Annotated in this window: 26 protein-coding genes; 8 read left to right on the forward strand and 18 right to left on the reverse strand. The window is 71.5% G+C overall.

Going from position 1 to position 26165, the window contains the following annotated elements; translation table 11 throughout:
- Positions 1 to 150: 150 nt before the first annotated feature.
- Positions 151 to 1080: a Rossmann-fold NAD(P)-binding domain-containing protein gene (locus JKJ07_RS22750; protein ID WP_202993713.1), complete on the reverse strand. Its 930-nt coding sequence runs from the start codon at positions 1078 to 1080 to the stop codon at positions 151 to 153.
- A 101-nt stretch (positions 1081 to 1181) separates the two neighbouring features.
- On the opposite strand from JKJ07_RS22750, the gene JKJ07_RS22755 reads away from it, so the two are divergent.
- Positions 1182 to 1871, forward strand: a complete 690-nt coding sequence (locus JKJ07_RS22755) for a TetR/AcrR family transcriptional regulator (protein ID WP_202993714.1) — start codon at positions 1182 to 1184, stop codon at positions 1869 to 1871.
- Here the strand turns inward: JKJ07_RS22755 and JKJ07_RS22760 are convergent.
- Together JKJ07_RS22760 and JKJ07_RS22765 are read right to left on the reverse strand one after the other, a co-directional pair.
- A complete protein-coding gene (locus tag JKJ07_RS22760; RefSeq protein ID WP_202993715.1) occupies positions 1846 to 2652 on the reverse strand; it encodes a class I SAM-dependent methyltransferase in 807 nt (268 codons plus the stop codon). The genes JKJ07_RS22755 and JKJ07_RS22760 overlap by 26 nt on opposite strands.
- Positions 2652 to 2954, reverse strand: coding sequence for an MGMT family protein (locus JKJ07_RS22765; protein ID WP_202993716.1), 303 nt, complete (start codon positions 2952 to 2954; stop codon positions 2652 to 2654). The genes JKJ07_RS22760 and JKJ07_RS22765 overlap by 1 nt, the downstream gene beginning before the upstream one ends.
- A gap of 12 nt (positions 2955 to 2966) precedes the next feature.
- Between JKJ07_RS22765 and proB the strand changes: the two genes are divergently transcribed.
- Positions 2967 to 4127 carry a glutamate 5-kinase gene (gene proB / locus JKJ07_RS22770; protein WP_202993717.1) on the forward strand — a complete coding sequence of 387 codons (1161 nt, stop codon included), beginning with the start codon at positions 2967 to 2969 and terminating at the stop codon, positions 4125 to 4127.
- Positions 4128 to 4144: 17 nt separating this feature from the next.
- Positions 4145 to 5392, forward strand: a complete 1248-nt coding sequence (locus tag JKJ07_RS22775; protein WP_202993718.1) for a glutamate-5-semialdehyde dehydrogenase — start codon at positions 4145 to 4147, stop codon at positions 5390 to 5392.
- Between the two features lie 7 nt (positions 5393 to 5399).
- On the opposite strand, the gene JKJ07_RS22780 is transcribed toward JKJ07_RS22775, so the two are convergent.
- The 7 genes from JKJ07_RS22780 to JKJ07_RS22810 form a co-directional block, all read right to left on the reverse strand.
- The gene (locus tag JKJ07_RS22780) at positions 5400 to 6080 is read right to left on the reverse strand and encodes a hypothetical protein (protein WP_202993719.1); all 681 of its coding nucleotides are present in this window, start codon (positions 6078 to 6080) and stop codon (positions 5400 to 5402) included.
- Positions 6081 to 6115: 35 nt separating this feature from the next.
- The gene (locus JKJ07_RS22785) at positions 6116 to 6625 is read right to left on the reverse strand and encodes a hypothetical protein (RefSeq protein WP_202993720.1); all 510 of its coding nucleotides are present in this window, start codon (positions 6623 to 6625) and stop codon (positions 6116 to 6118) included.
- Positions 6626 to 6875: 250 nt separating this feature from the next.
- Complete coding sequence (locus tag JKJ07_RS22790; RefSeq protein WP_202993721.1) at positions 6876 to 7682, reverse strand: prenyltransferase/squalene oxidase repeat-containing protein; 807 nt, start codon at positions 7680 to 7682, stop codon at positions 6876 to 6878.
- 91 nt (positions 7683 to 7773) lie between these two features.
- A complete protein-coding gene (moeZ, locus tag JKJ07_RS22795) occupies positions 7774 to 8955 on the reverse strand; it encodes an adenylyltransferase/sulfurtransferase MoeZ (protein ID WP_202993722.1) in 1182 nt (393 codons plus the stop codon).
- Positions 8956 to 9072: 117 nt separating this feature from the next.
- Positions 9073 to 9945 carry a DUF3152 domain-containing protein gene (locus tag JKJ07_RS22800; protein WP_202993723.1) on the reverse strand — a complete coding sequence of 291 codons (873 nt, stop codon included), beginning with the start codon at positions 9943 to 9945 and terminating at the stop codon, positions 9073 to 9075.
- Positions 9946 to 10006: 61 nt separating this feature from the next.
- The gene (locus JKJ07_RS22805; protein WP_202993724.1) at positions 10007 to 10969 is read right to left on the reverse strand and encodes an alpha/beta fold hydrolase; all 963 of its coding nucleotides are present in this window, start codon (positions 10967 to 10969) and stop codon (positions 10007 to 10009) included.
- The gene (locus tag JKJ07_RS22810; protein ID WP_202993725.1) at positions 10966 to 12993 is read right to left on the reverse strand and encodes a Daple; all 2028 of its coding nucleotides are present in this window, start codon (positions 12991 to 12993) and stop codon (positions 10966 to 10968) included. Before JKJ07_RS22810 ends, JKJ07_RS22805 begins: the two co-directional genes overlap by 4 nt.
- 374 nt (positions 12994 to 13367) lie before the next feature.
- On the opposite strand from JKJ07_RS22810, the gene JKJ07_RS22815 reads away from it, so the two are divergent.
- The 3 genes from JKJ07_RS22815 (at position 13368) to JKJ07_RS22825 (ending at position 16422) form a co-directional block, all read left to right on the forward strand.
- Complete coding sequence (locus JKJ07_RS22815) at positions 13368 to 14027, forward strand: TetR/AcrR family transcriptional regulator (RefSeq protein WP_202993726.1); 660 nt, start codon at positions 13368 to 13370, stop codon at positions 14025 to 14027.
- Positions 14028 to 14065: 38 nt separating this feature from the next.
- Positions 14066 to 14290 carry a DUF3107 domain-containing protein gene (locus JKJ07_RS22820; RefSeq protein ID WP_202993727.1) on the forward strand — a complete coding sequence of 75 codons (225 nt, stop codon included), beginning with the start codon at positions 14066 to 14068 and terminating at the stop codon, positions 14288 to 14290.
- A 269-nt stretch (positions 14291 to 14559) separates the two neighbouring features.
- Positions 14560 to 16422 carry a DEAD/DEAH box helicase gene (locus JKJ07_RS22825; protein ID WP_202993728.1) on the forward strand — a complete coding sequence of 621 codons (1863 nt, stop codon included), beginning with the start codon at positions 14560 to 14562 and terminating at the stop codon, positions 16420 to 16422.
- Positions 16423 to 16478: 56 nt separating this feature from the next.
- Here the strand turns inward: JKJ07_RS22825 and JKJ07_RS22830 are convergent, their stop codons facing one another.
- Together JKJ07_RS22830 and JKJ07_RS22835 are read right to left on the reverse strand one after the other, a co-directional pair.
- A complete protein-coding gene (locus JKJ07_RS22830; RefSeq protein WP_202993729.1) occupies positions 16479 to 16778 on the reverse strand; it encodes a DUF2470 domain-containing protein in 300 nt (99 codons plus the stop codon).
- Positions 16779 to 16810: 32 nt separating this feature from the next.
- Entirely contained in the window at positions 16811 to 17470 is a 660-nt protein-coding gene (locus JKJ07_RS22835; protein ID WP_202993730.1) for a biliverdin-producing heme oxygenase, read from the reverse strand.
- 135 nt (positions 17471 to 17605) lie between these two features.
- On the opposite strand from JKJ07_RS22835, the gene JKJ07_RS50010 reads away from it, so the two are divergent.
- Positions 17606 to 19045 carry a class I SAM-dependent methyltransferase gene (locus JKJ07_RS50010; protein ID WP_236029679.1) on the forward strand — a complete coding sequence of 480 codons (1440 nt, stop codon included), beginning with the start codon at positions 17606 to 17608 and terminating at the stop codon, positions 19043 to 19045.
- A 9-nt stretch (positions 19046 to 19054) separates the two neighbouring features.
- Here the strand turns inward: JKJ07_RS50010 and JKJ07_RS22850 are convergent, their stop codons facing one another.
- From JKJ07_RS22850 to JKJ07_RS22865, 4 genes are read right to left on the reverse strand one after another with little or no spacing between them, the layout of a single operon-like run.
- A complete protein-coding gene (locus JKJ07_RS22850) occupies positions 19055 to 20092 on the reverse strand; it encodes a DUF8832 domain-containing protein (RefSeq protein WP_236029680.1) in 1038 nt (345 codons plus the stop codon).
- Positions 20085 to 20297: a heavy-metal-associated domain-containing protein gene (locus tag JKJ07_RS22855; protein ID WP_202993731.1), complete on the reverse strand. Its 213-nt coding sequence runs from the start codon at positions 20295 to 20297 to the stop codon at positions 20085 to 20087. Before JKJ07_RS22855 ends, JKJ07_RS22850 begins: the two co-directional genes overlap by 8 nt.
- 21 nt (positions 20298 to 20318) lie before the next feature.
- Positions 20319 to 20624, reverse strand: a complete 306-nt coding sequence (locus tag JKJ07_RS22860) for a metal-sensitive transcriptional regulator (RefSeq protein WP_184953800.1) — start codon at positions 20622 to 20624, stop codon at positions 20319 to 20321.
- A gap of 57 nt (positions 20625 to 20681) precedes the next feature.
- Complete coding sequence (locus JKJ07_RS22865) at positions 20682 to 22838, reverse strand: RecQ family ATP-dependent DNA helicase (RefSeq protein ID WP_307834352.1); 2157 nt, start codon at positions 22836 to 22838, stop codon at positions 20682 to 20684.
- A gap of 670 nt (positions 22839 to 23508) precedes the next feature.
- Here JKJ07_RS22865 and JKJ07_RS22870 point away from each other — a divergent pair.
- Complete coding sequence (locus tag JKJ07_RS22870) at positions 23509 to 23907, forward strand: hypothetical protein (protein ID WP_202993732.1); 399 nt, start codon at positions 23509 to 23511, stop codon at positions 23905 to 23907.
- Between the two features lie 25 nt (positions 23908 to 23932).
- Here the strand turns inward: JKJ07_RS22870 and JKJ07_RS22875 are convergent, their stop codons facing one another.
- Together JKJ07_RS22875 and JKJ07_RS22880 are read right to left on the reverse strand one after the other, a co-directional pair.
- The gene (locus JKJ07_RS22875) at positions 23933 to 24658 is read right to left on the reverse strand and encodes an SDR family NAD(P)-dependent oxidoreductase (RefSeq protein WP_202993733.1); all 726 of its coding nucleotides are present in this window, start codon (positions 24656 to 24658) and stop codon (positions 23933 to 23935) included.
- A gap of 85 nt (positions 24659 to 24743) precedes the next feature.
- Entirely contained in the window at positions 24744 to 25979 is a 1236-nt protein-coding gene (locus tag JKJ07_RS22880; RefSeq protein WP_202993734.1) for an MFS transporter, read from the reverse strand.
- Positions 25980 to 26165 lie beyond the last annotated feature (186 nt).

Raw genomic sequence — 26165 nt, forward strand, 5'->3', positions numbered from 1 at the left:
CCTGGCGTCGGCCAGTGACGAGTCCCTGCCAAGAAATTTCCGGAAGCGACGCGGTCATGCGGAGCATGTTGTCAGCCGAGGCACCCCTCATGCCAACGCCTAATTCAGTCGGTATTCCGACTCCGTTCATCGCCCTCAGAACACCGTTGGTCACATGCGGCGGGCGGCGATGGCCTCGGCGTCGTCGGCCGTTTCGCGGATGCCGGTCTCGAGCGGGCTGGGCTGCAGGCCGAAGGTGCGCTCGGTGAGCGAGCTGTCCAGGTGGAACGGCCGGTAGAACTGGTAGTCCATCTCGGCCAGCTCGCGGGCCATCGGCGCGACCAGGCCGGCCGCCCGCATCGTGATGCGCGGCATCTTGTGGATGGTCAGGCGGGGCTTGCCGATCAGGTCGGTGTACCGGTCGGCGATCTCCCGGATCGAGACGGCCGGCGCGGTCGGGGCGTGCCACGCCTTGCCCCAGGCCCGCTCGTCGTGGGCCAGGGAGACCATCGTGCTCGCCATGTCACCCGTGTAGGTGAAGCTGTGCGGCAGGTCGACGTCGGCGGGCGCCCAGGCGGCCCGGCCGGCCTTGAGGGCGGGCAGGATGCTGAACGCGAAGACGCCGATCGCGCCCGCGCCGATGTAGTCGGAGCCGCGCACCTCGACCGTGCGGACGCCGCTGGCCAGGGCGTCGCGCCACATCTTGATCCGTACCTTGCCCTTGCGGCCGACGGCGGCCAGCGGGCTGTTCTCGGTCATGTGCCCGCCGGGCTGCGGGCCGTAGACGTAGAGGTTGCCGGTGATCACGTAGACCGCGCCGGCCGCCTTGGCCGCGGCGATCATCGCATCGTTCAGCGGGAACCAGAGCTTCTCCCACTCCGTGTAGCGAGGGTTCGCGCAGTTGTAGAGCGTCGCCGCGCCCTGGGTGAGCTCGGTCAGCCGGCGCGCGTCGGAGGCGTCCGCGGCGACGAGCTCGATCAGCGGGTGCGACGGGCCGGAGCCGCTGCGGGTGATCATGCGGACCCGATCGCCCCGCGAGGCGTGCAGGCGGGCGATGGAGGAGCCGATCGGGCCCGAACCGACGATAACGTGGGTCGACATTGCTGTTCTCCTTTGTGAGCACCGCTCTCTGTTGAGAACAACGATTACACGCCCGTACGCGAAAAGCAAGAGCACTGCTCTCGTTGTGACACACTGGTCGCATGAGTGCCCCCGGAGTACGCGCCCGAGTGCGGGCCGAGATGACCGAAGAGATCAAGATCGTGGCCCGCCGGCACCTCGCCACCGACGGGGCCAACCTGTCGCTGCGCGCGGTCGCCCGTGACCTGGGCATGGCCTCGTCGGCGGTCTACCGGTACTTCGCGAGCCGCGACGAGCTGCTGACCGCGCTGATCATCGACGCGTACAACTCGGTGGGCGAGCAGGCCGAGCAGGCCGCACGGGACAAAACGGACGAGCTCGCGGCCTTTCTAGGGATGGCACACGCCGTACGGGAATGGGCCTTGAACGACCCGCACCAGTGGGCGCTGATCTACGGCAGCCCCGTCCCCGGATATCAGGCGCCGCAGGACACCATCGGCCCCGCCACCCGGGTCATCCTGCTGATCGCGAGCCTGGTCGAGAGCGCCTACACCAACGGCCGGCTCACCGAGCGCCCGCCGATCACCGGCCGGTACGCCGAGGAGCTGGCCGTGATCGCCGAGCGGTACACGACGGGCGCGACCCCGAGGCTGGTCGCGGCGGCGCTGTCGGCCTTCCTGCACCTGAGCGGCGCGCTCAGCGGCGAGCTGTTCGGGCAGCTCACCGCGTCGGTCGAGGAGGACCGCCGGGGCTTCTTCGAGTTCCAGATGCGCGGGGCGGCCTACCTCATCGGGATGACCGACGCGCCCTGAGCACGTGCCCGCCCGCGGTGCCGGGCGGAACGTCGTCCCGGCCGAAGAACCGCGACGCCAGCTCGGCCGGCCCCAGATCCTCGATCTCGTCGAAGCCCGACGAAAGAAGCAGCGACGCGATCTCGGGCGGCTCGAAATACGTCAGCCACGGTTCACCCAGACGGGCGACCCGCGCGGCCCGGGCCTCGAGCCATTCGCGCCGCTCGGCGGGCATCTTCCCGGGCGGCTGGGCGTAGTCGAAGACGACCTCGTTGCCCTCGTGCGCGGCGGTCACGGCCAGCGTCGCGTCGAACCCCTCGCGGGTCAGATAGGGAACCACGCCCAGCCACAGGAAGAAGACCGGCCCGTCCAGCGCCAGGTCGAGCGTCTCCTTCTCGAAGTCGACCCCGAGGTAACGCACCGACGGCGGGAGCGCGATGCCCGACGCGGCCAGCCTGTCCCGCTTCCAGGCCTGCGTATCCGGGTGGTCGACCTCGGTGACGCGCAGGCCGGGGTGCGGATTGCGATAGGCGAACGTGTCCAGCCCGGCGCCGAGCACCACCATTTCCCGTACGCCCCGCGCGACCGCCGCGGCCAGGGCGTCCTCGGCGAAACGGTGGCGGGCGGCGATGAACACGCGCATGCCCCGGCGGGGCGCGTCTGCCGGCAGCTCCTGCTCGTCGACGCCCAGGATGCGTACGGCCAGGGGGTCTGTGAAGATCCGGCCGCCCTCGAGGATCTGGTGGGCCGCGCGATAACGGGCCGCGCTCATCGCCGTGCGGCTGGGCTGTCCGAGCTCCATCAGGGCTGCCAACCGGCTCGGGCGATGTCCACCTTTTCCCCTTTCAGCGGGACGCCCTCGGACAGCAGGCGCTGCCGGGCCTCCTGCTCGTGCCCCGGCGGCATGCGGCCCGAGCTGTTGACCACCCGGTGCCAGGGGACGCCCCCGCCGTGCCGGGCCATGATCGTGCCGATCTGCCGGGCCGAGTTGCGTCCCGAGACGTCGGCCAGGGCGTCGGCGATCGCACCGTACGACATCACGCGCCCCTCGGGGATGCGCTCCACGAGGGAAAGCACCTCTTCGACGTACTCCTGTGGTGTCACGCGGGCCACGATATGGGATCTCGGCCCGGTTCTGTCGGCCCGCCCGAGCACAATTGGCCGGTGCGTGAACTGGTGACCGGAGCGCGCCGGATCGTGGTCAAGGTGGGCTCGTCCTCGCTGACCACGGCCTCCGGCGGGATCGACGAGCAGCGCGTCGACGAGTTGGTCGACGTGCTCGGCGGGCTCGCCGCGGGCGGGCGTGAGGTGGTGCTGGTCTCGAGCGGCGCGATCGCCGCGGGCCTGTCCCCGCTCAACCTGACCCGCCGGCCGCGCGACCTGGCCACCCAGCAGGCGGCCGCGTCGGTCGGGCAGGGGCTGCTGATCGGGCGCTACGCGGCGGGCTTCGCGCGGCACGGGCTGCAGGTCGGCCAGGTGCTGCTCACCGCCGACGACGTGACCCGCCGCGCGCACTATCGCAACGCGTACCGGACGCTGCGCAAACTGCTCGATCTGGGCGCCCTGCCGATCGTCAACGAGAACGACACGGTGGCCACCGACGAGATCCGCTTCGGCGACAACGACCGGCTCGCCGCCCTGGTCGCCGCGCTGGTCGACGCCGACCTGCTCGTCCTGCTCTCCGACGTGGACGCGCTCTACACGGGCAGCCCGTCCAATCCGTCGTCGCGCCGGATCGCGTACGTGGAAACCGATTCTGATCTCGAGGGCGTCAACATCGCGACGCCGAGCAAGTCCAAGGTCGGCACGGGCGGCATGGTGACCAAGGTCGAGGCGGCCCGGATAGCCACCGGCTTCGGCATCCCGGTCGTGCTCACCGCCGCTCCCCTGGCCGGTGCGGCGCTGGGCGGCGACGAGGTCGGCACGCTGTTCCGGCCGGCCGACAGCCGTCCCGCGGCCCGGCTCTTCTGGCTCGCCCACGCCACCGCCCCGCGCGGCCGCCTCCACCTCGACCCGGGCGCGGTGGCCGCGGTGGTCGCGCGCCGCAAATCGCTGCTGCCCGCCGGCATCACCGCGGTCGACGGCTCGTTCGCCGCCGGCGACCCGGTCGACCTGGTGGACGCCGGTTCGGGCGCGCCGGTCGCCCGCGGCCTGGTCAATTACGATGCGATCGAGCTGCCCGCCCTGCTCGGGCGCACCACCGGCGAGTTGGCCGCCGCCCTCGGGCCGGGATATGAACGTGAGGTCGTGCACCGCGACGACCTCGTCCTCCTTTAAAACCTTTGGGGTACGCCATGACGACCGTCCTGCAGCAGGCCGCCGACGCGCGGGTGGCCGCCATCGACCTGGCCGCCGCCACCCGCACCGAGAAGGATCGCGCGCTGGAGCTGATGGCCGACCGGCTGGTCGAGCGCTCGGCCGACATCGTGGCGGCCAACGAGGTCGACGTGACCAACGCGCGCGCGTCCGGGGTGTCCGAGTCGATGATCGACCGGCTCACGCTGACGCCGGCGCGGGTCGAGGCGATGGCCCAGGGCCTGCGCGAACTCGCGGCGCTGCCCGACCCGGTGGGTGACGTGGTGCGCGGCTCGACGCTGGCCAACGGGCTCGAGCTGCGGCAGGTGCGGGTGCCGTTCGGCGTCGTCGGCATCATCTACGAGGGCCGGCCCAACGTGACGGCCGACGCGGCGGGCATCTGCCTCAAGTCGGGCAACGCGGCGCTGCTGCGGGGGTCGGGCTCGGCGCTCAGCTCCAACGCGGCGATCGTGTCGGTGCTGCGCAAGGCCGTGGCCGATTCGCGGCTGCCGGCCGACACGATCCAGCTGCTCGACGCGACCACGCGCGACTCGGTCAAGGAGCTGATGCGGGCGCGCGGCCTCGTCGACGTGCTGATCCCGCGTGGGGGTGCTTCCCTCATCCGTACGGTGGTGGAGGAATCGACCGTGCCGGTGATCGAGACCGGGGTCGGCAACTGCCACGTCTATGTGGACGAGCACGCCGACCTGGAGAAGGCGCTGGCCGTGACGGTCAACTCGAAGACGCAGCGGCTGTCCACCTGCAACACGGCCGAGTCGCTGCTGGTCCACGCGGCGATCGCCGACCGGTTCCTGCCGCTGGTGCTGCCCGCGCTCTTCGAGGCCGGGGTGACCGTGCACGGCGATCCGCAGGTGGTGGCGTACGACTCGCAGGTGGTGCCGGCCACCGAGGAGGACTGGGGCACCGAATATCTGTCGGCCGACCTGGCGGTGGCGATCGTCGACTCGCTGGACGACGCGCTCGACCACATCCGGCAGTACGGCACCGGGCACACCGAGGCGATCGTGAGCGAGTCGGTGACGGCCACGCGGCGGTTCACGGCCCGGGTCGACGCGGCCGCGGTCATGGTGAACGCGTCCACCCGCTTCACCGACGGGGGCGAGTTCGGGTTCGGCGCCGAGATTGGCATCAGCACCCAGAAGCTGCACGCCCGCGGGCCGATGGGCCTGCCCGAGCTGACGTCGACGAAATACATCGTCACGGGCAACGGCCACATTCGACGGTGACGACGCGCTAGGACTCCGCGGGTGACGGCGTCGGAGTCGCCTCGGCCGTGGTCTCCAGGCTCGGCTGCGGCGACTCCGACGGCGTCCGTTCCGGCTCCGGCTCTGTCGTCGCTGACGGGGCCGGCGTCGAGGGGGTCGCGACCGGCTTTGTCGTGGGCGATTCGGCGGGCTCCGGATCCGGCGTTCTCGTGGGCTCGACGGACGGTGCCGGGCTCACGGTCGGCGCCGGGGTGGTCGGTTTCGGGGCGGGTTCAGACGGTGCTTCGGGAGCCTCGACAGGCCGGCTGATCCGCACCGGGGCGGCGACACCCGCGGCGGACCGCCAGTCGTCGCCGACCAGCGCCACGACCGCGTAGGTCCAGTTGCCCTCGGCCACGCCACGCTCGGTGCATCGCGTCTTGGTGATCACGCCGGAGCAGCCGTGCTCGGCGGCCACGGTCCGCCCGGTCGTCGCGTCAGTTCGCGTGACCCGATAACCGCGCAGACCGGGCGCGGACGAGGTGGCCCAGTCGACGCGTACGGATGTGCCGGTCGCCTCGGCCGTCGGGGTCCGCATGGCCGGCAGCACCACCGCGGCGGCCGAGCCGGTCGCGCTCGCGCTCGCGTCCCAGGCCGCTTGGGCGGCACCGGGGTTGAGCAGCAGCGCCCCCGCGAGCAGGCCGGCTCCGGCCACGGCAGACAGTCTCATCGAAAGCCACGCCTCCCCGTCGATCGAATCCGGGATCAGCCGGCGTTGCTGGCGCCCGTGACCTTGACCGGAAGGCTGATGGTCGCGCCCTGGCAACCGTCCTCCGAGTTGTTGATCATGCGGACGGCGTTCTTGAGGGTGAAGGTCTTCGTCTCGCCGGCGCCCAGGTCCAGCTTCAGACCGCCGAGCAGGCCGTTCGTGCCGACCGGGCCGCCGCTGAAGTCGCCGAAGTAGACGCCGGTGTTGTTGCAGGTGCCCTTGCCGCCGACACCCTTGGCGCCGTCGCTCGGGTCCCACTTGATCGTGGTGACCTCGACCGGGTACTTGTTCGGGTTCTCGATCTTGATGAAGGCGTCACCGGTCGCGCCCGGGTAGAGCGTCGCGCTGGTGGTGGCCTCGCTGATCACGAGCTCCTGGGCCGTCTCGGCCTGGGCGTAGGCGTTGCCCTCGCCGTTGGCCAGCCACGACGCCCAGGCGGCGCTCGCGGCGCCGGTCACGGCGAGGGTGGTCAGGATGACGGCTACACGCTTGGTGGACTTACGCATCTTCGGCGCTCCTGGCGAAGTGTTGGAGAGCGCCGGTTTCGCCACTGACTCCCCGCCGGACTGTGGCGACCAGACTTCATCGCCCAGCGGATCTTCGTCTCGCCCCGGCCCGGTTGGGCCTGCGGAGAACTGTGCCGCATCGGTGAGCGGCCCCTCAACGGCCTATGTGACTTTGCGTTACGTCAACCCGGTAGCCGTACGGTAGCCTTTCGGCTGTTTAAGGGTGCAAATCGGTTGCAGCCGTTGACTCTCAGCGACAGGCGCGCAAGACGGTCAGGGTCGTGTTCACGTCGAAGTTCGGCCCCTCGGCGCTGTCCCACCCGCCGTCGGTGCGCTGGGTCTCGCCGAGCCGCTTGCGGGCGCTCTGCAGCAGCCAGTCGTCGCCGAGGTTGATCCGGCGCAGCGCGGCGGCCATCGAGGCGATGTCGGCCGGCTCCATGTCGGGCAGGCGATCACCCAGCACCAGCTGCACACGGGCGGACTCGTAGAAATATTGCGCGCCGTAGAGCAGACCCGCGGCGTGCCAGCCCGCGGCCAGGAAGGACGGCCACGTGCCGTCGGGGTGAAGCCGGCCCACCACCCACTGGGCGGCCGCGCCGATCGTGTGGCCGTAGCGTGCCGGCACGTCGAACTGGGGGTGCGCCTCGTATTCGGCGACGGTCATCCAGAAACCCGCGGCGGCGGTCAGATAGAGCGTGGCCTCGGGGTCGCCCGGCATCGCCCAGGCCGGCGCCTCGGCGGCCAGCGTCTCGGATTCCTGCCACGTGCCGTCGCGGCGCTGCACGCTGGCCAGCCAGGCCAGGGCCCGGTCGACGGGCTCGCCGTGCAGGCCGCCCAGGTCGTCGAGCTCGTTGAGCCGGAAGCAGGTGGCGTCGATCGAGTCGACGGGGGCGCCGGCCGACGCGGACCAGCCGCCGGCCTCGGACTGATCGGCGGTGATGCGCCCGATGACGAGCGGATCGGGAGGCTGGCCGGTGCGCAGATATGACAGCCGGGCCCGCTCCACGGGGTCGCCGTGGGCGACGACATAGCCGATCGCGGCGTCGATATCTACCACGAATGCAGACGCTACAGCGCGTTGCGGAAAACCGCTGTGCCGATTCCGTGACGCTGGGGAGTCGCAGCGCGGCTCCCCAGCGTGAAACGGGTCAGTACGACGGCTGCGAGGGGTCGATGGTGTTGACCCACGAGACGATGCCGCCCTGAAGGTGCACGGCGTCCTTGAAGCCGGCCGCCTTGATGGCCGCCAGCGCCTCGGCCGAACGCACGCCCGACTTGCAGTGCAGCACGATCTGCCGGTCTTGCGGGAAGCGCGACAGCGCCTCGCCCGAGAGGATCTCGCCCTTGGGGATCAGGGTCGCGCCCGGGATCCGGTTGATCTCCCACTCGGCCGGCTCGCGGACGTCGACCAGGAACAGGTCCTTGCCCGAGTCCTGCCAGTCCTTGAGCTCGCGGGCCGTGATCGTGGCGTTCAGCGTGGCCTCCTCGGCCTCGGCCGAGACCGCGCCGCAGAAGTCCTCGTAGTCCTCGAGCAGGTCGGTGACGGTCGGGTTGTCACCGCAGAGCGCGCAGTTCGGGTCCTTGCGAACCTTGATCTTGCGATACTCCATCTCGAGGGCGTCGTAGACCATCAGACGGCCGACGAGCGGCTCACCGATGCCGGTGAGGAGCTTGATCGCCTCGTTGACCTGGATCGAGCCGATCGACGCGCAGAGCACGCCCAGCACGCCACCCTCGGCGCAGCTCGGCACCATGCCGGGCGGCGGGGGCTCGGGGTAGAGGCAGCGGTAGCAGGGACCGTGCTCCTCCCAGAAGACGGACGCCTGGCCGTCGAAGCGATAGATCGAACCCCAGACGTACGGCTTGCCGAGCAGCACGGCGGCGTCGTTGACCATGTAACGCGTCGCGAAGTTGTCGGTGCCGTCGACGATCAGGTCGTACTGGCTGAAGATCTCTTTGACGTTGTCGACGTCGAGCGCGGTGTTGTGAATGACCACGTTCACCAGCGGGTTGACCTCGCGGATGCTGTCCGCGGCGGACTCGGCCTTGGGCCGGTCGATGTCGGAGACGCCATGAATGATCTGGCGCTGCAGGTTGGACTCGTCGACCGTGTCGAAGTCGACGATGCCCAGCGTGCCCACACCGGCGGCGGCGAGATAGAGCAGCGCCGGCGAACCGAGGCCGCCCGCGCCGACGACCAGGACCTTCGAGTTCTTCAGCCGCTTCTGACCGTCCATCCCGACATCCGGGATGATCAGGTGCCGCGAATAACGGCGGATCTCATCGACGGTCAGCTCTGCGGCCGGCTCGACGAGCGGGGGCAGTGCCACGTTAACTCCCCGGGTTGACGGTAAGGATCGGTCACCATTGTCACTCGCGACCGTGCTGAACGGCCATGACGTTCGACACCGGCCCGACATGCGGGACACGGGAATTTTCCCGTCCGTTCACAGGCGCGGACCGGTCAACATCTTCCCATTGAGGCGCGGCCACGCGTACGCCTTGCAGCCGCGCAGCGTCAAGGTCTGCTGCACCATGACCGGGGCCGGACCGCCCGCCCGGGGGCAGCCCTCGTGCCGGTGCCCCAGCTCGTGACCGACCTCGTGGTTGATCACGTATTGCCGATAGGTGCTCAGGGGAACCTTGGCGTTCACGAACGGGGTGGCCGAGCGCCGCCACCGGTCGAGGTTGATGATCGCTTTGCCGGTGGTGCGGCACGACGTGTACGGGCGGCCGCCGACGCTGACGTTGGTGCCGCCCCGCAGGCACATCTTCCCGGCCGTGTCCCGCGTGGCCAGAAAGACCGTGAAGTCGGCCGCGTCCGCGCCGCTGACCAGCTGCAGGCGCACCTGACCGCCGCCGATCCAGCTGCGCGGATCCCCGAGGGTGTTCGCGACCTGGGTGGCGAACCCCTCCGGGTTCTCGTTGCTGCCCTTCTCGACGGCCACCCGGAAGCGCCGCAGCTCGCCCCGGCTGCCGAAGACCGGGCCGCGCGAGGTGGCGTACGAGAATTGGCCGGAACCTCGGACGGGCACCGCGCCGGGCAATTGCAGCACGCTTTGCTCGACGGTCGGCGTGGGCGTGGGCGATGGCGTAGGTGTCGGCACGCTTTCCACAACGGGAGCCGGGGCGCTCGACGACGTGGCCACCACAGTGGGCGCGGCGGCCGGAGCGGCGCCACCCTGCTCGATGCGCCGGCCCACCGCGAAGCCCCCGGCGACGAGGACGACGAGGGCAAAAGCCACCAACCACCACGTACGCCACCGGTCGCGTCCGGTCGGCGCCAGCTGAGCGGGCGGTGCCGTGGCTTCGTCGATCATCGTCCGCCAGCGTCGCACATGCCGCTGAACGGTGTCTGCCCCAATGGATCTTGTGAGATCCCTATCGCGGAACCGGCGACCCGACCTCGTCCAGCATGCCCACCACCGCGCGGGCTACCAGGCGCGGCACCTCCATCTGGGCCACGTGGCCGACCCCGGGCAGCATCAGCAGCCGCGAGTCGGGGATCGTCCGGGCCACCACGGCCGGCACCCGCGGATCGACCAGCTTGTCGTTGAGACCGCCGATGACCACCGTCGGCGCCTCCACCCGCGCGGCCAGCCGCCACTGCGAGTTCTCGCCCGGCAGATAGGCCCGCAGGAAGCTCGACACCAGGCCGCGCAAAGTGCCCAGGTACGCCTTCGGGTAGTGCGCCACCGTGTAGCGCAGCCGGATCTCCTCCATCGCCTCGGCGCGCCGCTGCGGGGTGACCTTGCGGGTGTCGCCGAAACACGCGGCGAGCACCTGCTCGGCCATCTCCTCGGCGGTCAGCCGGGCGAACGCCCAGCCGAGCACCCGGTCGGCATAGGGCAACGCCAGCAGGGGCAAGGCCCGGGCCTGAGCCGTACGCCTGACGTCGAGGAACGGCATCGCCGGGGAGATCAGCGTCAGCGTGCGGACGAGATCGGGGCGCAGGGCGGCCGCGCGCACCGCGATCGAGCCGCCGAGCGAGTTGCCGACCAGGTGGACCGGCCCCCGCCCGTCGTGCTCGAGATAGGCGATCAGCGTGGACGCGAAGGACGGGATCGAATAGCGCGGGCTGGGGTCGCTGTAGCCGAAGCCGGGCAGGTCGACCGCCTGGCCGTCGAACCGGTCGGCCAGCAGGCCCGCCACGTCGGTGAAATTCTGCGAGGACCCGCCGAGGCCGTGCACGTAGACGGCCGGCTCCGCGTCGGGCCGGGTCGCCGGGGTGTCCCGGACGTGGAGCATCGCCCCACCGATGGTGACCCGTCGAGCCGGCCAGGGTGCTGGTGCTTCGCCCTCCGGCAGCAGCGCGCTGTCGGCGGAAAGTATGGCGCCTTTCATCTGGTCAAGAGTGCCTCAAGCCGGCGGTTCACCGCGGCCAAAGTGGCACGCACCATGGCATGCCGGTCGTCACTGGTCACCACGGCCGAGCCGGCCAGCTGCTCGACCCAGCCGCCGCACGACAGCAGCAGCACGACGACGGCGACCTGGGCGGCCCCGAACGGGACGGCGGCGGCGTGCTCGACGAAGCAGCGGGCCGGGCCGTCCGGATGATCGGAATGGGACAGCAGCTCGTCGACGGCGCCGGCCGTGGCCATCGCGCACAGGCGCAGCAGATAGCCGTCGACCGCGGGCCCGCTGGCCGTGCCGGACGCCGTCCGGCCGCCGACGGCCAGCTTGACCTCCACCGTGGCGTCGGCGCCGAACGTGTTGACGTGCACGTTCTCGATGACCACGCGCGGGCCGGGGTGCTCGTTGGGATAGAGCGGGCGGGGCGGTCCGCAGTCGACACCGGTCGGCACGACCTCGGCCGACTCGTCGACCTCGGGGACGAGCCGGGCCGCGTCGGCGTGCCGATCGCGGGCCTCGCGCTCCCGGGCCTCCCTGATCTCACGCTCCCGGGCTTCGCGTTCCCTGGTCTCGCGTTCCCTGGTCTCGCGCTCGCGGGTCTCGCGCTCACGTTCGGGGGCGATGCTGTCGGCCAGCGGGGTCTGCGACACCGGCGGGGCCGAGACCTGCTCGGCCTGGCGCACCCGCGGCACCAGGGCCGGCGGCGAGACCGGGGCGGCGGCAAGCGGGGGCTCGGCGGGCGGCGGGGCCTCGCCGGGCATGGCCGCGTCCAGGCCCATGCGATCCTGCAGCAGGCGGGCCACCTGACGGCTGACCTCGGCCGGGTCGGCGCCCTCGGCCAGGTCGAGACGCAGGCTGTGCGCGCCGGTCGGGGTCGAGCGCAGGGAGGCGTCGCGCACCCCGTCGACCTCGCGCACGGCGGCCAGGATCGCCTGCACGTCGAAGCCCTCCTGCCGTTCCTGCACGGGCAGCACGTCGCCGCGGCGCAGGTGGGTGGCGATCCGGGCGAGGGCGGGGGTCTCGGCAGTGGCTTCCACGAGCGGCGGCTCCGGTACGCCCTTGGGCACGTCGGGTTGCGCGGGAACGCGCTGCGGCAGCCCACGCTCGGCGGCGGGGTCGAGGCGCGCGGTGGTCTCGCCGAAACCCGAATACGACGACGGCTCCGGCGGGGATGGGACCGGGGCGGGCGGTTCGTAGGGCTTCGGCACCTCGTACGGCGGGGGTGGTTCGTACGAGAGGCGGCGCGGGAAGCTCGACGGGTCGTAGGCCGGGCGGGCCGGGCCGGGCTCGTCGGAGGCCACCCGGGGCACGCCCTGGACTCCGGTGCCGCCGCTGAGCGCGTGCCGGGGGTCGGTGGTGCTGTGCTCGGCCGTGCCCCAGTCGGCGCGGCGGCCGCCACCGGGCGTGGCCGGGCGCACCAGCGGGACGGCGGCGCGCTGCTGCACGATCGGCGGCGGGGGCGGGGGCTGGTCGTCGAGGTCACCCTCGTACGGATAAGGCGGGGCGCTGTTGGGGGTGGGCACGTCGAAGGCGCGCAGGCCCGGGGTCAGGTTTCCGCTGCCCAGGCCGGGCTCGCGATCGGGCCGCAGGCCACCCGTGCCCAAGCCGGGCTCGCGGTCAGGCCGGCGGCTGCCCGTGCTCAGACCGGGCTCGCGATCGGGCCGCAGGCCGCCCGTGCCCAGGCCGGACTCGCGCGGGGTGGGCTGGGCCGGCGGGGCGGGCGAGGCCGGCGCGGGCTGCGGGCGCGGCAGATCGGCGCGGGACTGCTCCTGACGGGACTGTTCCGGCCGGGGCAGATCTTGGCGCGGCTGTTCCGGGCGGGGCTGCTCGGGTGGCGTCAGCGGGCTCAGCAACTCGGAGAAGCGCGACCTGTCCCACCGGGAGCCCGGCGCGGGTTCCCCGGACGAGGGAATTTCGCCGCTCGGTTTCGCGTCGACGAAGCCCGGCGGGGCGGGCGCGGGAGCGGGAATGCTCGAGGAGGGCTGGGCCGAAACGGGCTGATTCGACAGCGGCATGGCAGATGACGGAAATGCCGGATTACGCGGAAACGACCGCGTCTCGCCCCCGGAACGCCGCCAGGACGGCACGTCGGCGTCGGTCTCGACCCCAGTCCCCTGATAGGACCATGGGCTGTCCGATGTCGCCCACCCGTTCACCCGGGCCCGGTCACGCGAATCGGCACCGTTGCCGCCCTCCGCGGCTCCAGTGTCGCCGGAATGCCCTGATTCATCCACCGCGTGCTCCTCGCTCGCCCCCGCTGAGGCTACCGTGTGCTTGCAGTGGCGATAAGTTGCAGCGTCGCGACAATTGCTGCAGAGGAGTAACACGCGCCGATCCGGGCAATCCGCGCCGGCAAAACGGGGTACTGACCCCCTGGAGGTTCTCAGACATGACCGCTGCGTCCGGCGGAGCTCAGACGGCCCGTCCCACCCGTCTGCCTCGCTCCGCGCGCCGCAAGCAGCTGCTGGCCGCCGCTCAGCAGGTCTTCGTCGCGCACGGGTATCACGCCGCCGCGATGGACGACATCGCCGAGCGCGCCGGCGTCTCCAAGCCGGTGCTCTACCAGCACTTCCCGGGCAAGCTCGAGCTCTATCTGGCGCTGCTGGACACCCACTGCGACGCGATAATCGCCAAGGTTCGCGACGCCATGCTGGCCACCAGCGACAACAAGGACAGGGTCAAGGGCGCCGTACGGGCGTACTTCGACTTCGTCGATCACGAGAGCGAGGCGTTCCGGCTCGTCTTCGAGAGCGACCTGCGCAACGACCCGCAGGTGCGTCAGCGCGTCGAGCGGGTGGAGCAGGGCTGCATCGCCGCCGTCACCGACACGATCATCTCGGACACCAACCTGAGCTCGGACGCCGCCCAGCTGCTCGCGTCGGGCCTCGTGGGGGCGGCCGGGCAGTCCGCCCAGTACTGGCTGGCCAACGGACGGCGTACGCCTAAAGCTGAAGCCGAAGCGCTCGTAGCTGCACTTATCTGGCGCGGGATCGCCAGCTTCCCGCTCCAGGGCGGCGCATCCGGCGGAACACCGGCCGAAATCGGATAACCTTTTCGACGGTAAGAGCCACGAAAAGGGAGGGCCCCGTGGAGGTCAAGATCGGCGTGCAGCACACGCCGCGTGAGCTGGTGCTCGAGAGCGCGCAGACCCCGGCGGAGGTTGAGCAGGCCGTGGCCGAGGCGATGGCCAAGGACAGCGTGCTGTCGCTCACGGATGAGAAGGGCCGCAAGGTGATCATCCCGATCGCCAAGGTGGCGTACGTGGAGATCGCTGAGTCGAACGCTCGTCCGTTCGGTTTCACCGCGCGCTGAAAATAGTTCTCCATTCGCCGAGGGCGCCCCTGCCAGGGGGCGTCCTCGGCGTGCTTTCGGCTCTGAAGTCCGCTCTGAGGTGCACGATCGTCCCGTCGGGTAGACTGGCGGCGTTGCCGTCGACGTCGATCTTCACCGATCGCCGCGGCGACCCGCGCGTGCGGCCCGCTGCGCTCTGCAAAAACTGAGCAGCGTGTGGCCCGCGCCCTATCCACACCGCGCCCCAAGACTTCCCACGGGCGCACCACGAGAGGCACCCGTAAAACTTCATGACCGACATCGAGAACAACGAACCCGCTCTGGTAGCAGTAACCAACCGCGCACCCGTCCGTCCCGACAGCCCCACCTTTGCCGAGCTGGGTGTCCGGGCCGAGACCGTCGAAGCGCTGGCCAAGGCCGGCATCAACCGGGCCTTCGCCATCCAGGAGTACGCCCTGCCGATCGCCCTGCGCGGCACCGACCTGATCGGTCAGGCGCCCACCGGCACGGGCAAGACCCTGGGCTTCGGCCTGCCCATCCTCGAGCGCGTCACGGCTCCCGGCGAGGGCGCCGACGGCCGCCCCCAGGCGCTCATCGTCGTGCCCACCCGCGAGCTGGGCCTGCAGGTGGCGCGCGACCTGGCCGCCGCGGGCAGCACCCGGGGCGTCCGCGTGCTGCCGATCTACGGCGGGGTGGCGTACGAGCCGCAGGTGGACGCGCTGAAGAAGGGCGTCGAGATCCTCGTCGGCACCCCCGGCCGCCTGCTCGACCTGGCCAAGCAGAAGCAGCTCAAGCTCGACTCGGTCAAGGCGCTGGTGCTCGACGAGGCCGACCGCATGCTCGACCTGGGCTTCCTCGACGACGTCGAGAAGATCCTGGCCATGCTCCCCGAGAAGCGGCAGACCATGCTCTTCTCGGCGACCATGCCCGACCCGATCGTCGCGCTGTCGCGCCGCTTCCTGAGCCACCCGGTGACGATCCACGCCGGCCACACCGCCGACAGCGGGCCGTCGCCGCTGACCAAGCAGGTCGTCTATCGCACGCACCCGCTCAACAAGGTCGAGATGGTGGCGCGCATCCTGCAGGCGCGCGACCGCGGCCTGACGATGATCTTCACGCGGACCAAGCGGGCCGCCGACCGGCTCGCCGAAGACCTCGACTTCCGCGGTTTCGCGGTGGCCGCGGTGCACGGCGACCTCAACCAGGGCGCCCGCGAGCGCGCCCTCCGCGCGTTCCGCAGCGGCAAGATCGACGTGCTGGTGGCCACCGACGTCGCCGCCCGCGGCCTGGACGTCTCCGGCGTCACCCACGTGATCAACTTCGACTGCCCGGAAGACCCCGAGACCTACACGCACCGCATCGGCCGCACCGGCCGGGCGGGCGCAACCGGCGTCGCCGTGACCTTCGTCGACTGGGAGGACATGCCGCGCTGGGTCCTCATCGACAAGTCGATGGGCCTGAGCATGCCGCAGCCGCCCGAGACGTATCACACCAGCCCGGCGCTCTACAGCGACCTCGACATCCCCACCGACGTGACGAGCACGCTGCCGACCGCCGACCGCAGCCGGGCCGGCCTGTCCGCCGAGGTCGAGGAAGACCTGGGTGGCGGCAGCCGTCGTCGTCGCGAGCCCGGTGGTGGCGGACGCGGCGGGCGCGAGCGCGGCGGCCGGTCGCGGGGCGGCTCCGACTCCCCCGCCCCCTCCTCCGAGAGCGGCGACAGCGAGCGGCCCAAGCGGCAGCGGCGCCGGCGGCGGGTCGACTCCGACGTGACCCCCGAGGTGACTTCGGACGACGCTGCGGTCTCTGAGGACGCGTCTTCGGCTACGGCTGAGGAACGCCCCGCCCGTACGAGGTCCCGTCGTCGCGTGGCCACTCCGGTGTTCTCGGACGGCGACGCCGCGGTGGCTCCCGAGGCCGGCTCGGCTGACTCCGATTCCGACTCCGGCTCCGACGACTTCTCGTCCGATGACGACGAGGGCGCCGACCGGCCTCGTCGCCGTCGTCGTCGCGGTGGCCGGGGCAGCCGCGGCTCCGGTTCCGGCGCCGCATCCGCCTCCGCCTCCGAGGGCGCCGCATCCGCCTCTACCTCCGAGGGCGCCGCGCCGGCCGACATGAGCGGCGGGTCCGAGGCCGGGGTCGGCACCACGGCCTGATCCTCGTACGGGAAAGCCCCTTGATCCTTGCGCGGGATCGAGGGGCTTTTGCGTGCTCAGTGGCGGGGCTCGACCCCGAGGGCGGCGCAGGCCTCGCGATACATCCGGACGGCCTCGGCCCGCACCTGCCGACGCTCGGTCAGCCGCTCGGAGAACGGCACGCGGACGGGCACCTCGATGCCGTCGACCACCGCCTTGAACTCCATCGCGTCGGCGTCCAGGCCGGACATGCGGGCCGCCGTGGCCGTCGGCATGCCGCCGAGCGCCCGCACGATCAGCACGTTGTCGTCGGCGTGGTCGTCGTTCATGTGCCGGGCGATCTGATCGATCACCTCGGGCGGGAACGGATCGGTCATCGTGCCTCCCCTGCTTCGACCTTGACCTTTGATCAGCCCCAGCGACTCTGCAGCTCGCCGAGCACGGCGATGTTGAGCCGGTACGCCTCGGCCACCTCGGCGATGAACTCATCCTGCTCGGCCAGGGACCAGGGCGCCGTGTCGAGCAGGCCGCGATAGTGCGTCTTGAAGGCCATCGGGTCGACGCCGTTGAAGACGAAGAAGCGGTGCCCCTCGGCGCCGGGCAAACCGTATGACTGGGCGATCGCGGGGCCCAGATATTGGCCGCCGGAGAGATCACCGATGTAGCGCGTGTATTGGTGGGCGACGAAACCCGTGGCCGCGCGGTGGGCCACGTCACGCAAACGGGTGCAGTAGACGGTCGTGGCGTGCAACGCGAACAGGTGATCGGCCCAGCGTGGCCCGTACAGGAAGCGCAGGTCGGACTCGAGCGCGGGGAGCCGGCGCAGCTCGGGAAACAGAAACGCGCCGACCACCGGGTCGTCGGCCATCGTGGTGGCGGCCGACTCGAGCGCCTCGTAGATGAACCAGTGCTGCGCGGTCAGGTCGGCGTAGGCCTCCCAGGGCAACCGGCCGGACGCGAGCGCGTCGAGGAACCCGCTGCGCTGGGCCTCGTCGTGGTCGCCGACTGTGTTCCGGCGCACACGAACGGAGAGCCGGTCGGCTCCCGGCGGGTCGGCCATCAACGACATCGGCAAGGCACCTCACTTCCCGGCCTATCAGCCTATCTATAGATCCACTTGCCACCGACGGCGGTCCTCACGCCGCGTGTGGGCGGGGATCTTACGCGGCGATCGTTACCGAGCGGCGCGAGGCAGAATAGAGCTATGCCACAACCGCTCGACTCCGCCCTGGCCGAAGTCCGGGAACTGCTGCTGAGCCCCGGATTGACCCGTGCCGTGGCGGCCGGCCGCCGTCGCGGATTCACCCCTTCGGTGACCCGGGCCGAGCTGCGCCCGGTGACACTCAGGGGTGGCCCGCACTTGCAGATCGTGACGGACGACGGCGCCCGCCCCTTCACCCGCAACGCCGCCGCGGGCCCCGCAGCGGCGACAGCGGTCGACGAGCTGCTGGCCCAGCCGTTCGGCAACTGGCACGTCGAAACCGCGGAAGTGACGCTGCAACTCCGAGTAACCAAGAAGGGCGACGCCCAGGTTCACCGAGCCGCCGCCGCTCCCCCCGCTGCCTCCTCGGCCCCCGCCGCCGCCTCCTCCGCGCCCTCGGCCCGCGCCGCCTCCCCTTCTGCCGCGTCCTCGATCCCTGCCGCCTCTTCCACCGCTGCGACCTCCCGCTCCGCTGCCTCTTCCACCGCTGCGGCCTCCCCCTCCGTTGCCTCTTCCACCACTGCGGCCTCCCCCTCCGCTGCCTCTTCCACCACTGCGGCCTCCCCCTCCGTCGCGGCGGCCTCCCCCTCCGTCGCGGCGGCCTCCCCCTCCGTCGCGGCGGCCTCCCCCTTCGTCGCGGCCTCCCCCGGCAAGGCCCCCACCCCCTCGCAAGATCATGATCGGCAGAAGCAGTGGCTGCTCGATCCCGGCGATCCGCTGTTCCAGGTGATCGGCGGCAACGCGGCCAAGCGGCGCCAGATCGACGCGTTCCTCCGGGCGCTCGCGGCCACGCTGCCCAAGTCGCTGCCCTCGTCGCTGCGGGTGGTCGACCTGGGCTGCGGCAACGCCTACCTGACGTTCGCGGCCTACCGATACCTGGCCGAGCGGGTCGACTCGGTGCAGGTCGTGGGAGTCGACGTCCGGGAAGATCAGCGCGTACGCAACACGGCCGTCGCCGCCTCGCTGGGCTGCGCCGAGGACGTGACGTTCGTGGCGGGCACGATCGAGGACGCGCAGCTGCCGTTCGCGCCCGACCTGGTGCTCGCCCTGCACGCCTGCGACACCGCCACCGACCAGGCCCTGGCCCGGGCCGTCGACTGGCAGGCGCAGTGGACGCTGGCCGCGCCGTGCTGCCACCACGACATCGCGGCCCAGCTCAAGGGCCGTCCGGCCCCCGCCCCGTTCGGCGAGCTGACCCGGCACGCGATCATGCGCGAGCGCTTCGCCGACGTGCTGACCGACTCGCTGCGGGCCGCGCTGCTGCGCCTGAACGGTTACAAGGTCGACGTCGTCGAGTTCATCGACTCCGCCCACACCCCGCGCAACCTGCTGCTGCGGGCCCGCCGCACCGCCGCACCGCCCACCGAGGCGCAGCGGGCGGAGTACGAGGCCCTCACCTCCGAGTGGGGCGTGACCCCGGCGTTGGAGAAGATGCTCCCGTAGGTCGTGGCCCTATTCGATCGTGGCGGTCCAGGCCGCGGTGTGCACCTGGCCGGCCACCTGGAAGTCGAAGAACATCCGGTAAGTCCCGCGGCTGGGCGCGGTCAGCCAGAACTTGACCTTGCCGTCGACCAGCGTCGCCTCCGGATGGACGTGCACGTAGGCCAGGTCGCCCTGCCGCATCACGACCAGGTGGCCGAACGCGCCCAGATACGGGTCGAGCTTCGCGGTCTTGCCGTCGGCGCCGGTCACGGTCATCAGCAGCGGCTGGGTGGCCTGGGTGTTGGGAGTTCCCTCGTACGACACCGTGAACGTGTCCGGCTTGTCGGTCCGCCCCGGGCCGGGCAGTGCCCGTGGCGCGTAGTCGCCCGCCACGGTCAGGTCGCCGCCCAGTGTGGTGGCGATCTGCTGCCCGCCGACGATCGCGGTGAAGTCGGCGATCATGCGGTAGATCCCCGGCTCGGCCAGCGTGAGGTCGATGCCCCAGGTGCCGTCGGCCGCCATGCTGGGATGCAGATGCTGGAAGCCGGTCAGATCCCGCCGCACGATAATCAGGTGCAGGGGTTTGTCGTGCACAACCGCGTATGTCGTGACCGGCGCCCCGCCCGCCCCGGCGACCCGGAACGCGAGCCGCTGCTTCTGCCCGGCCGCGAAACTGGTCGTCTCGGGCACCAGCGTGAGCCCGTCCGAGCTCAACGACAGGCCGCCGACTGAGGCACCCATCGGCATCGTCGTGCTGCCGGGCTGGCTGACCGTGCCGCTGGAGTTGTGCGTGTGCGGCTGGCTCTCGTCCATGACCATGCCGGGCATCGCGCCGGGGCTTTGCGTCCCGGCCGTGGGTGGGGCCGAGGCCGAGACCGTCGAGTTGTTGAGCCGGCCCAGCCCGTAGCCCGCGAACAGCACCACCACGAGCACCGCCCCGAAGGCGGCCAGCCGGAACCCGGCCCGATCCCCCACCGGCGTCTCATCCACCGCCGTGGTCATCGGCTTTTCGTCGGTCGCCGTGGTGCCGCCGGCCGGGCGGTCGTCGCGGTGTGGGTCGTCAGGCATTCGCGAGCTCGTAGCCGGCCTCGTCCACCGCGGCCCGCACCGCCTCGTCCTCGAGCGGGGCGTCGCTGGTCACCGTGACCGCGCCGGAGGCGAGGTCGACCTGCACGGCGTCGACACCCGGAAGGGCGGACAACTCCCCGGTCACCGCCTGCACGCAGTGCCCACAGGTCATGCCGGTCACGGTGTAGGTGCTGGTCACAGCCATGGCAGTAAGCCTCCGGAGCGCTCAGGAACGGACGAGTCTGGCGATCGCGTCCGACGCCTCTTTGACCTTGGCCGTCGGGTCCCCGGCTCGCGCCGCGTCGACGACGCAGTGGGCCAGGTGATCCTCGAGCAGCCCGACCGCCACCGCCTGCAATGCGCTCTTGGCGGCCGAGATCTGCGTCAGCACATCGATGCAATACGTGTCTTCGTCGACCATCCGCTGGAGCCCACGGATCTGCCCCTCGATGCGCCTGAGGCGCCCGAGCAGTGCCGCCTTGTCCCCCGAATAGCCATGCGGACCGTGCTGCGGCGTCGACTCATCGGACATGACGCCAGCATACCCCCTCCCCGTATCCATCCCGCCACGCCCCCGACCGGGACAGGCTCAGCCCGCGACCGCCAACGCCAGCGGCAGCACCCCCGCGGCCCCGGCGCGGCGCAGGGCGCGGCCGGCCAGCGTCATCGTCCACCCGGAGTCGACCAGGTCGTCTACGAGCAGGACCGGGCCGGACAGGCCGGGCAGCTCGGCGGCCACCTCGGGCGGAACCGTGAAGGCGTCGTGCAGCACCCGGACCCGCTGGGCACTGTTTCCCCGCCCGTCGGATTCCGCGTTCGGAGTCACCTCGACCGTGCCGAGCAGCGGCAACCGCCCGATCTTGGCGATGTGCGCGGCCAGCGAACCGACCAGCTCGGGCCGGCGGCTCGACGAGACCGCGACCACCGCCGCCGGTCGCAGGGCCCACGCGTCGTCGCCGTGCGCCCAGTCCTTGAGGATCTCGACCACGGCGCCCGCGAGATCGTCGGGGATGGACGCGTCGGGCGACTCGGGGCCGACCAGCCCCCGCAGCCGGTTGCCCCAGCCCAGGTCGGAGAGCCGGCCGACGGCGCGACCGGGCTCGATCTGCTCGCCGACGGGGATCTTGCCCTTGAGGCCGACGCCCACCGCGGCCAGGCCGGTCGGCCACATCTTTTTGGGGGCGACGACCACGCCGGGGTGGCCCAGGAACGCGTCGGCGGCGGCGACCGAGGCGGCCGACACCTCGGCGTCGAACAGCGGGGCGGCGCAGCTGTCGCAGCGCCCGCACGGCGTGGCCTCGGGGTCGTCCAGGCAGCGGCGGAGGAACTCCATGCGGCACTGGCTCGTCACCGCGTACTCGATCATGGTCTTTTGCTCGTCGGCCCGGGCCTCGGCGACCCGGCGCAGGCGAGCGGTGTCGTAGGTCCACGGCTCCCCGGTCGCGAGCCAGCCGCCCCGCGCCCGCCGGACAGCGCCGTCGACGTCGAGCACCTTGAGCATCATCTCGAGGCGGTTGCGGCGCAGGTCGACCAGCGGCTCGAGCGCCTGCGTGGACGTCGGGCGGTCGGACCACAAGTTGGCCAGCACTGAGCGCACCTGATCCTCCGGCGGGAAGGCCAGCGAGGCGAAGTAGCGCCAGATCGCGGCGTCCTCCTTGCCGGGCAGCAGCACGACCTCGGCGTGCTCGACGGCGCGGCCCGCCCGGCCGACCTGCTGGTAATAGGCGATCGGGGACGGCGGGGCGCCCAGGTGCACGACGAAGCCGAGGTCGGGCTTGTCGAAGCCCATGCCCAGCGCGGACGTGGCGACCAGGGCCTTGATCTTGTTGTCCAGCAGGTCCTGCTCGGCCGCGCGACGATCCGCGTCCTCGACCTGGCCCGTGTACGACGCCACGGGGAACCCGCGCGACCGCAGGAAATCGGCCGTCTCGGTCGCGCCGGCCACGGTGAGCGTGTAGATGATGCCGGAGCCGGGCAGCCGGTCGAGATTGTCGGCCAGCCAGGCCAGCCGGTGCGCGGGATTGGGCAGCTCGAGCACGGCCAGGCGCAGCGAGTCGCGGTCGAGCGGGCCCCGGAGCACCAGCGCGTCACCCAGCTGCTCGGCCACGTCGGCGGTCACCCGCGAGTTGGCCGTCGCGGTGGTGGCGAGCACCGGCGTGCGGCTCGGCAGGCCGGCCAGGAACGTGCGCAGGCGGCGATAGTCGGGGCGGAAGTCGTGACCCCAGTCGGAGACGCAGTGGGCCTCGTCGACCACGAGCAGGCCCGTCTCGGCGGCCAGGCCGGGCAGCACGTTGTCGCGGAAGTCGGGGTTGTTGAGCCGCTCGGGGCTGATCAGCAGCACGTCGACCTGGCCGGCGCGGATCTCCTCCTCGATCTCGGACCACTCGTCGAGATTGGCCGAATTGATCGTGCGGGCCCGGATGCCGGCGCGGGCCGCGGCGTCGACCTGGTTGCGCATGAGGGCGAGCAGCGGGGAGACGATGACCGTGGGACCGGCCGCCGCGCCCTCGGTGTCTCGCAACAGGGCGGTCGCCACGAAATAGACGGCGGACTTGCCCCATCCAGTACGTTGCACGCAGAGCACCCGCCTGCGGTCGACGGTGAGCGCCTCGATCGCCCGCCACTGATCCTCGCGGAGCACCGCGTGATCACCGGCGAGCCGGCGCAGCACCGCCTCGGCCCGCTCACGCACGGCGGCGCGGTCGGCTGCGGTGGCTTGCTCGGCTGTCGCTCGGGTCTCGGTCACCCGGCATGTCTATCAGCCCCGTCCGACAGAACTCGGGTTATCCACAGGCAGCCTCGTTGTCCACAGGCAGTCGGGAAATTTGCGCGGCGCCGGGACGGATCGACCCAGAATCGGGCTCGCCTCCGCACCCCCGAGCAAGGAGCGAGCCGTGTCCCGTCAGTCCAGTCCCTCTCGGTCAGCCCGTCAGGCCGCCACCGGCAAAGGCCCAGCACTGGGTCGCCGCCGGCGCCGCCGTGTTCAAGCGTCGGCGGAGACACAGGTCCGCCCCGACCTCTTCGACTTCATGGGCAATCCCCTGCCCCTGGTGCGACTGGGGCCCGGCCTTCCGGACCGACCCCTGCGCCTCGTCGAACGGGATGAGGGCGGCGCCGCCGAGGAGGCTCCGCGCCACCGCCCCACGACCAGGCCGACCGGCGGCGTGGCCCTGAGGCGCGTCCGGTCCGGCCGTTACGCTCCGCTTCCGGCCCGCGCGACGCCACCGCATCGCCGGCGGAGTCATGGGATCAAACCGGCACCCGAGCATGTCGACGGCCCACCTCAGCGCTTCTACCGGCGCCTGCTGATCGGTGGGCCCAGGACCGCCGGCACGCTGCTCCGAAATCCGGTCATGAGCCTGCTGGAAGCCTGGCAGGTCGTTGACAACTTTTCTTGTCGGTGCGAGGCTCGGTTCATGTCGAAGACGATCGCCGAGAAGCTGCTGATCAAGCCGAACTCCACGGTCTGGCTGTCGGATCCCGCTCACGTAGCGCTGCTGACGCCGATGCCGGAGGGGGTTCGCGAGGTCGACGCGCTGGCCACCGCGAGCACGGCAGTGCTTTTCGTCTCCGATGCCGCGAGCACCCGCGAGAAGCTCGACGAGCACCAGGCCGACCTGGCGAAGCCGGGGGTGTTCTGGGTGGCCTACCCCAAGGGCAACAAGGCCGACATCAACCGGGATTCGCTGTGGCCGATCGTCGCCGACTACGACATGCGCCCGTGCGGACAGGTCGCGATCGACGACAACTGGTCCGGGCTGCGGTTCCGGCCCAACCGGGAGGGCGAGGGCCGCTTCACCGGCGGCGCGAAGTAGCGCCGGCGGCCGGCTCGGGGGCGCGTCAGCGGCCGAGGACCGAGCCGCCGTTGACGTTGATGATCTGGCCGGTCACGTAGCGACCGCCGGGGCCGGCCAGCCAGCGGACGGCCTCGGCGATGTCGTCGGGCTCGCCGGGCCGCTTGAGCAGGGTCGCGTCGACCCGGGCGCGGTGGCCCTCGGGGGTCATCCGGCCGGCGAAGAACTCGCTGTCGGTGACGTAGCCGGGGGCGATGACGTTGGCGGTGATGCCTTCCGCGCCGAGGTCGGTGGCCAGGTCGAGGGCGTAGCCGTGGAGGGCGGCCTTGGCGGCGGAATAGGGACCGCCGCCACCGCGCTGGGCGGCGATCGAGCTGGTCAGGATGATGCGGCCGCCGGGGCGGCGCAGGCTGGGCAGGAGGGCGGTGGTCAGCAGCACGGCGGTCAGGACGTTCGAGTCGAAGTTGGCCCGCCACCGGGTGGCCACGGCGTCGAGAGTGGAACCGTCGCCGGAGACGAACGCGCCGGCGTTGTTGACCAGGACGTCGACGGGGCGATCGCCGACCGCGGCGACCACGGCGGCGACCTGGGCGGGGTCGGAGACGTCGGCGGTGACCGCTGACGCCTGCGGGCCGATCCAGGCGATCGCCTCCTCCAGCACCTCGGGACGGCGGCCGACGACGATCACGTCGTAGCCCTCGCCGGCGAGCATTCCCGCCGTCGAGCGACCGATCCCGGTACCGCCCCCGCTGACCACCGCAAGCCTCGACATGCCTCAACCCTATCGACGCGCGCGCCACCCCACGCCCCGGTCGAGCCGGGGAGCGCCGACTGGCTGCCGGCGCTCCCCGCGTTCGTCAGCCGGCCGGGACGGGTTTGAGCGTGGCGGACCTCAGCGGACGCCAGGCGGCGGCCGCCACCAGGGCCATGGCGATCGCCGCGGCCCAATACGGCGCGACCAAGCCGTACGCGGTGGCCACCAGGCCGCCCGACAGCGAGCCCAGGGCCGCGCCGCCCAGGTCCAGGAAGGAGTAGACGCTGGTGACCCGGCCGAACATCGCCGGCGGGACGTCGCGTTGGCGGAGGGTGGTGACGACTACGCCCCAGACCGTCGTGTGGATGCCGAAGACGACGATCATCGCCGCGGCGGCCAGGGATTCCCGGGTCAGGGCCAGGGTGACGTGCAGGGCGACCTCGATCAGCAGCCCCAGCCTGAGCAGCGGCGCGGCGTCGAAGCGGCGGATCAGGGCGGGGGCGGCCAGGGTGCCCAGGAAGCCGCCGGCCGCGAAGGAGATGAGGAGGGTTCCGTAGCCGACCTCGTTCAGGCCCAGGCGCTGACCGGCGTAGAGAACGAAGATCGCGAAGGCGGCGCAGAAGACGACGTTGCCGACCGCCATCGTGACGGCCAGGGTGCGCAGCAGGCGGTGCCGCATCAGCCACCGCACCCCCTCGGCGATCTCCGCTCCAAGGCCCGGCCGCGCCGAGCATGTGGAAGTAGTAGGTGAAGGCGGCCCGACGGCACGGATCGCGGCGATCAGAGCGGCCGAGACCGCGAACGTCACGGCGTTGACGGCGAACGGCACCGCCGCGGCCACGACGAACAGCCAACCGCCCAACGGCTTGGCCGCGAACTGATTGAGCACGTTGAAATTGGCGTACATGAGGGAATTGGCTTGTGGCCGCAGCGGCTCGCTCACGATCGCCGGGACGAAGGCGGCCGCGGCCGTGTCGGCCAGGGTCTCACCGGTGCCGAGCAGGAAGAACACGGCCAGGATGAGCGGAACCGAGGCGATCCCCGAGGCCACCGCGACGGCCAGGGTGGCCAGGGCCGCCGCGCGCATGATGTTGACCGCCACGACCAGCCGGCGCCGGTCCAGGCGGTCCGCCCACACCCCGCTGATCAGGGCGAACAGCAGCCAGGGAAGCTGCTGGGCGAAGACCGCCCCGGCCACCGCGGCCGGGTTCGAGGTGAGCGAGGCGACGAGCAGGGGGCCGGCGACCATGGTGATGCCGTCGCCCACGTTGGTGACGGCGGAAGCGGTCCAGAGTTTCCAGAAATCCGCACCCAGCGGTGCGGCGAAAAGGGCACGCAAAAGAGCTCCTCGAGCAAAGGAAACAGTCGAAGGCGACTGCCCCGAGGCGAGGAGTGACGGCTAGGAAGCCCTAGCGCCCTCGCGTCGAGGCGAAGACCTTCACCGAGGTGCGTTGCATGCGAACTCCCTCCCGAGCGACGCCGGTCAGAGTATCGGCAATCCCGGCATCTGGGCACGAGCGTTACG

Source organism: Paractinoplanes lichenicola, assembly GCF_016785085.1.
Lineage (GTDB): Bacteria > Actinomycetota > Actinomycetes > Mycobacteriales > Micromonosporaceae > Actinoplanes > Actinoplanes lichenicola.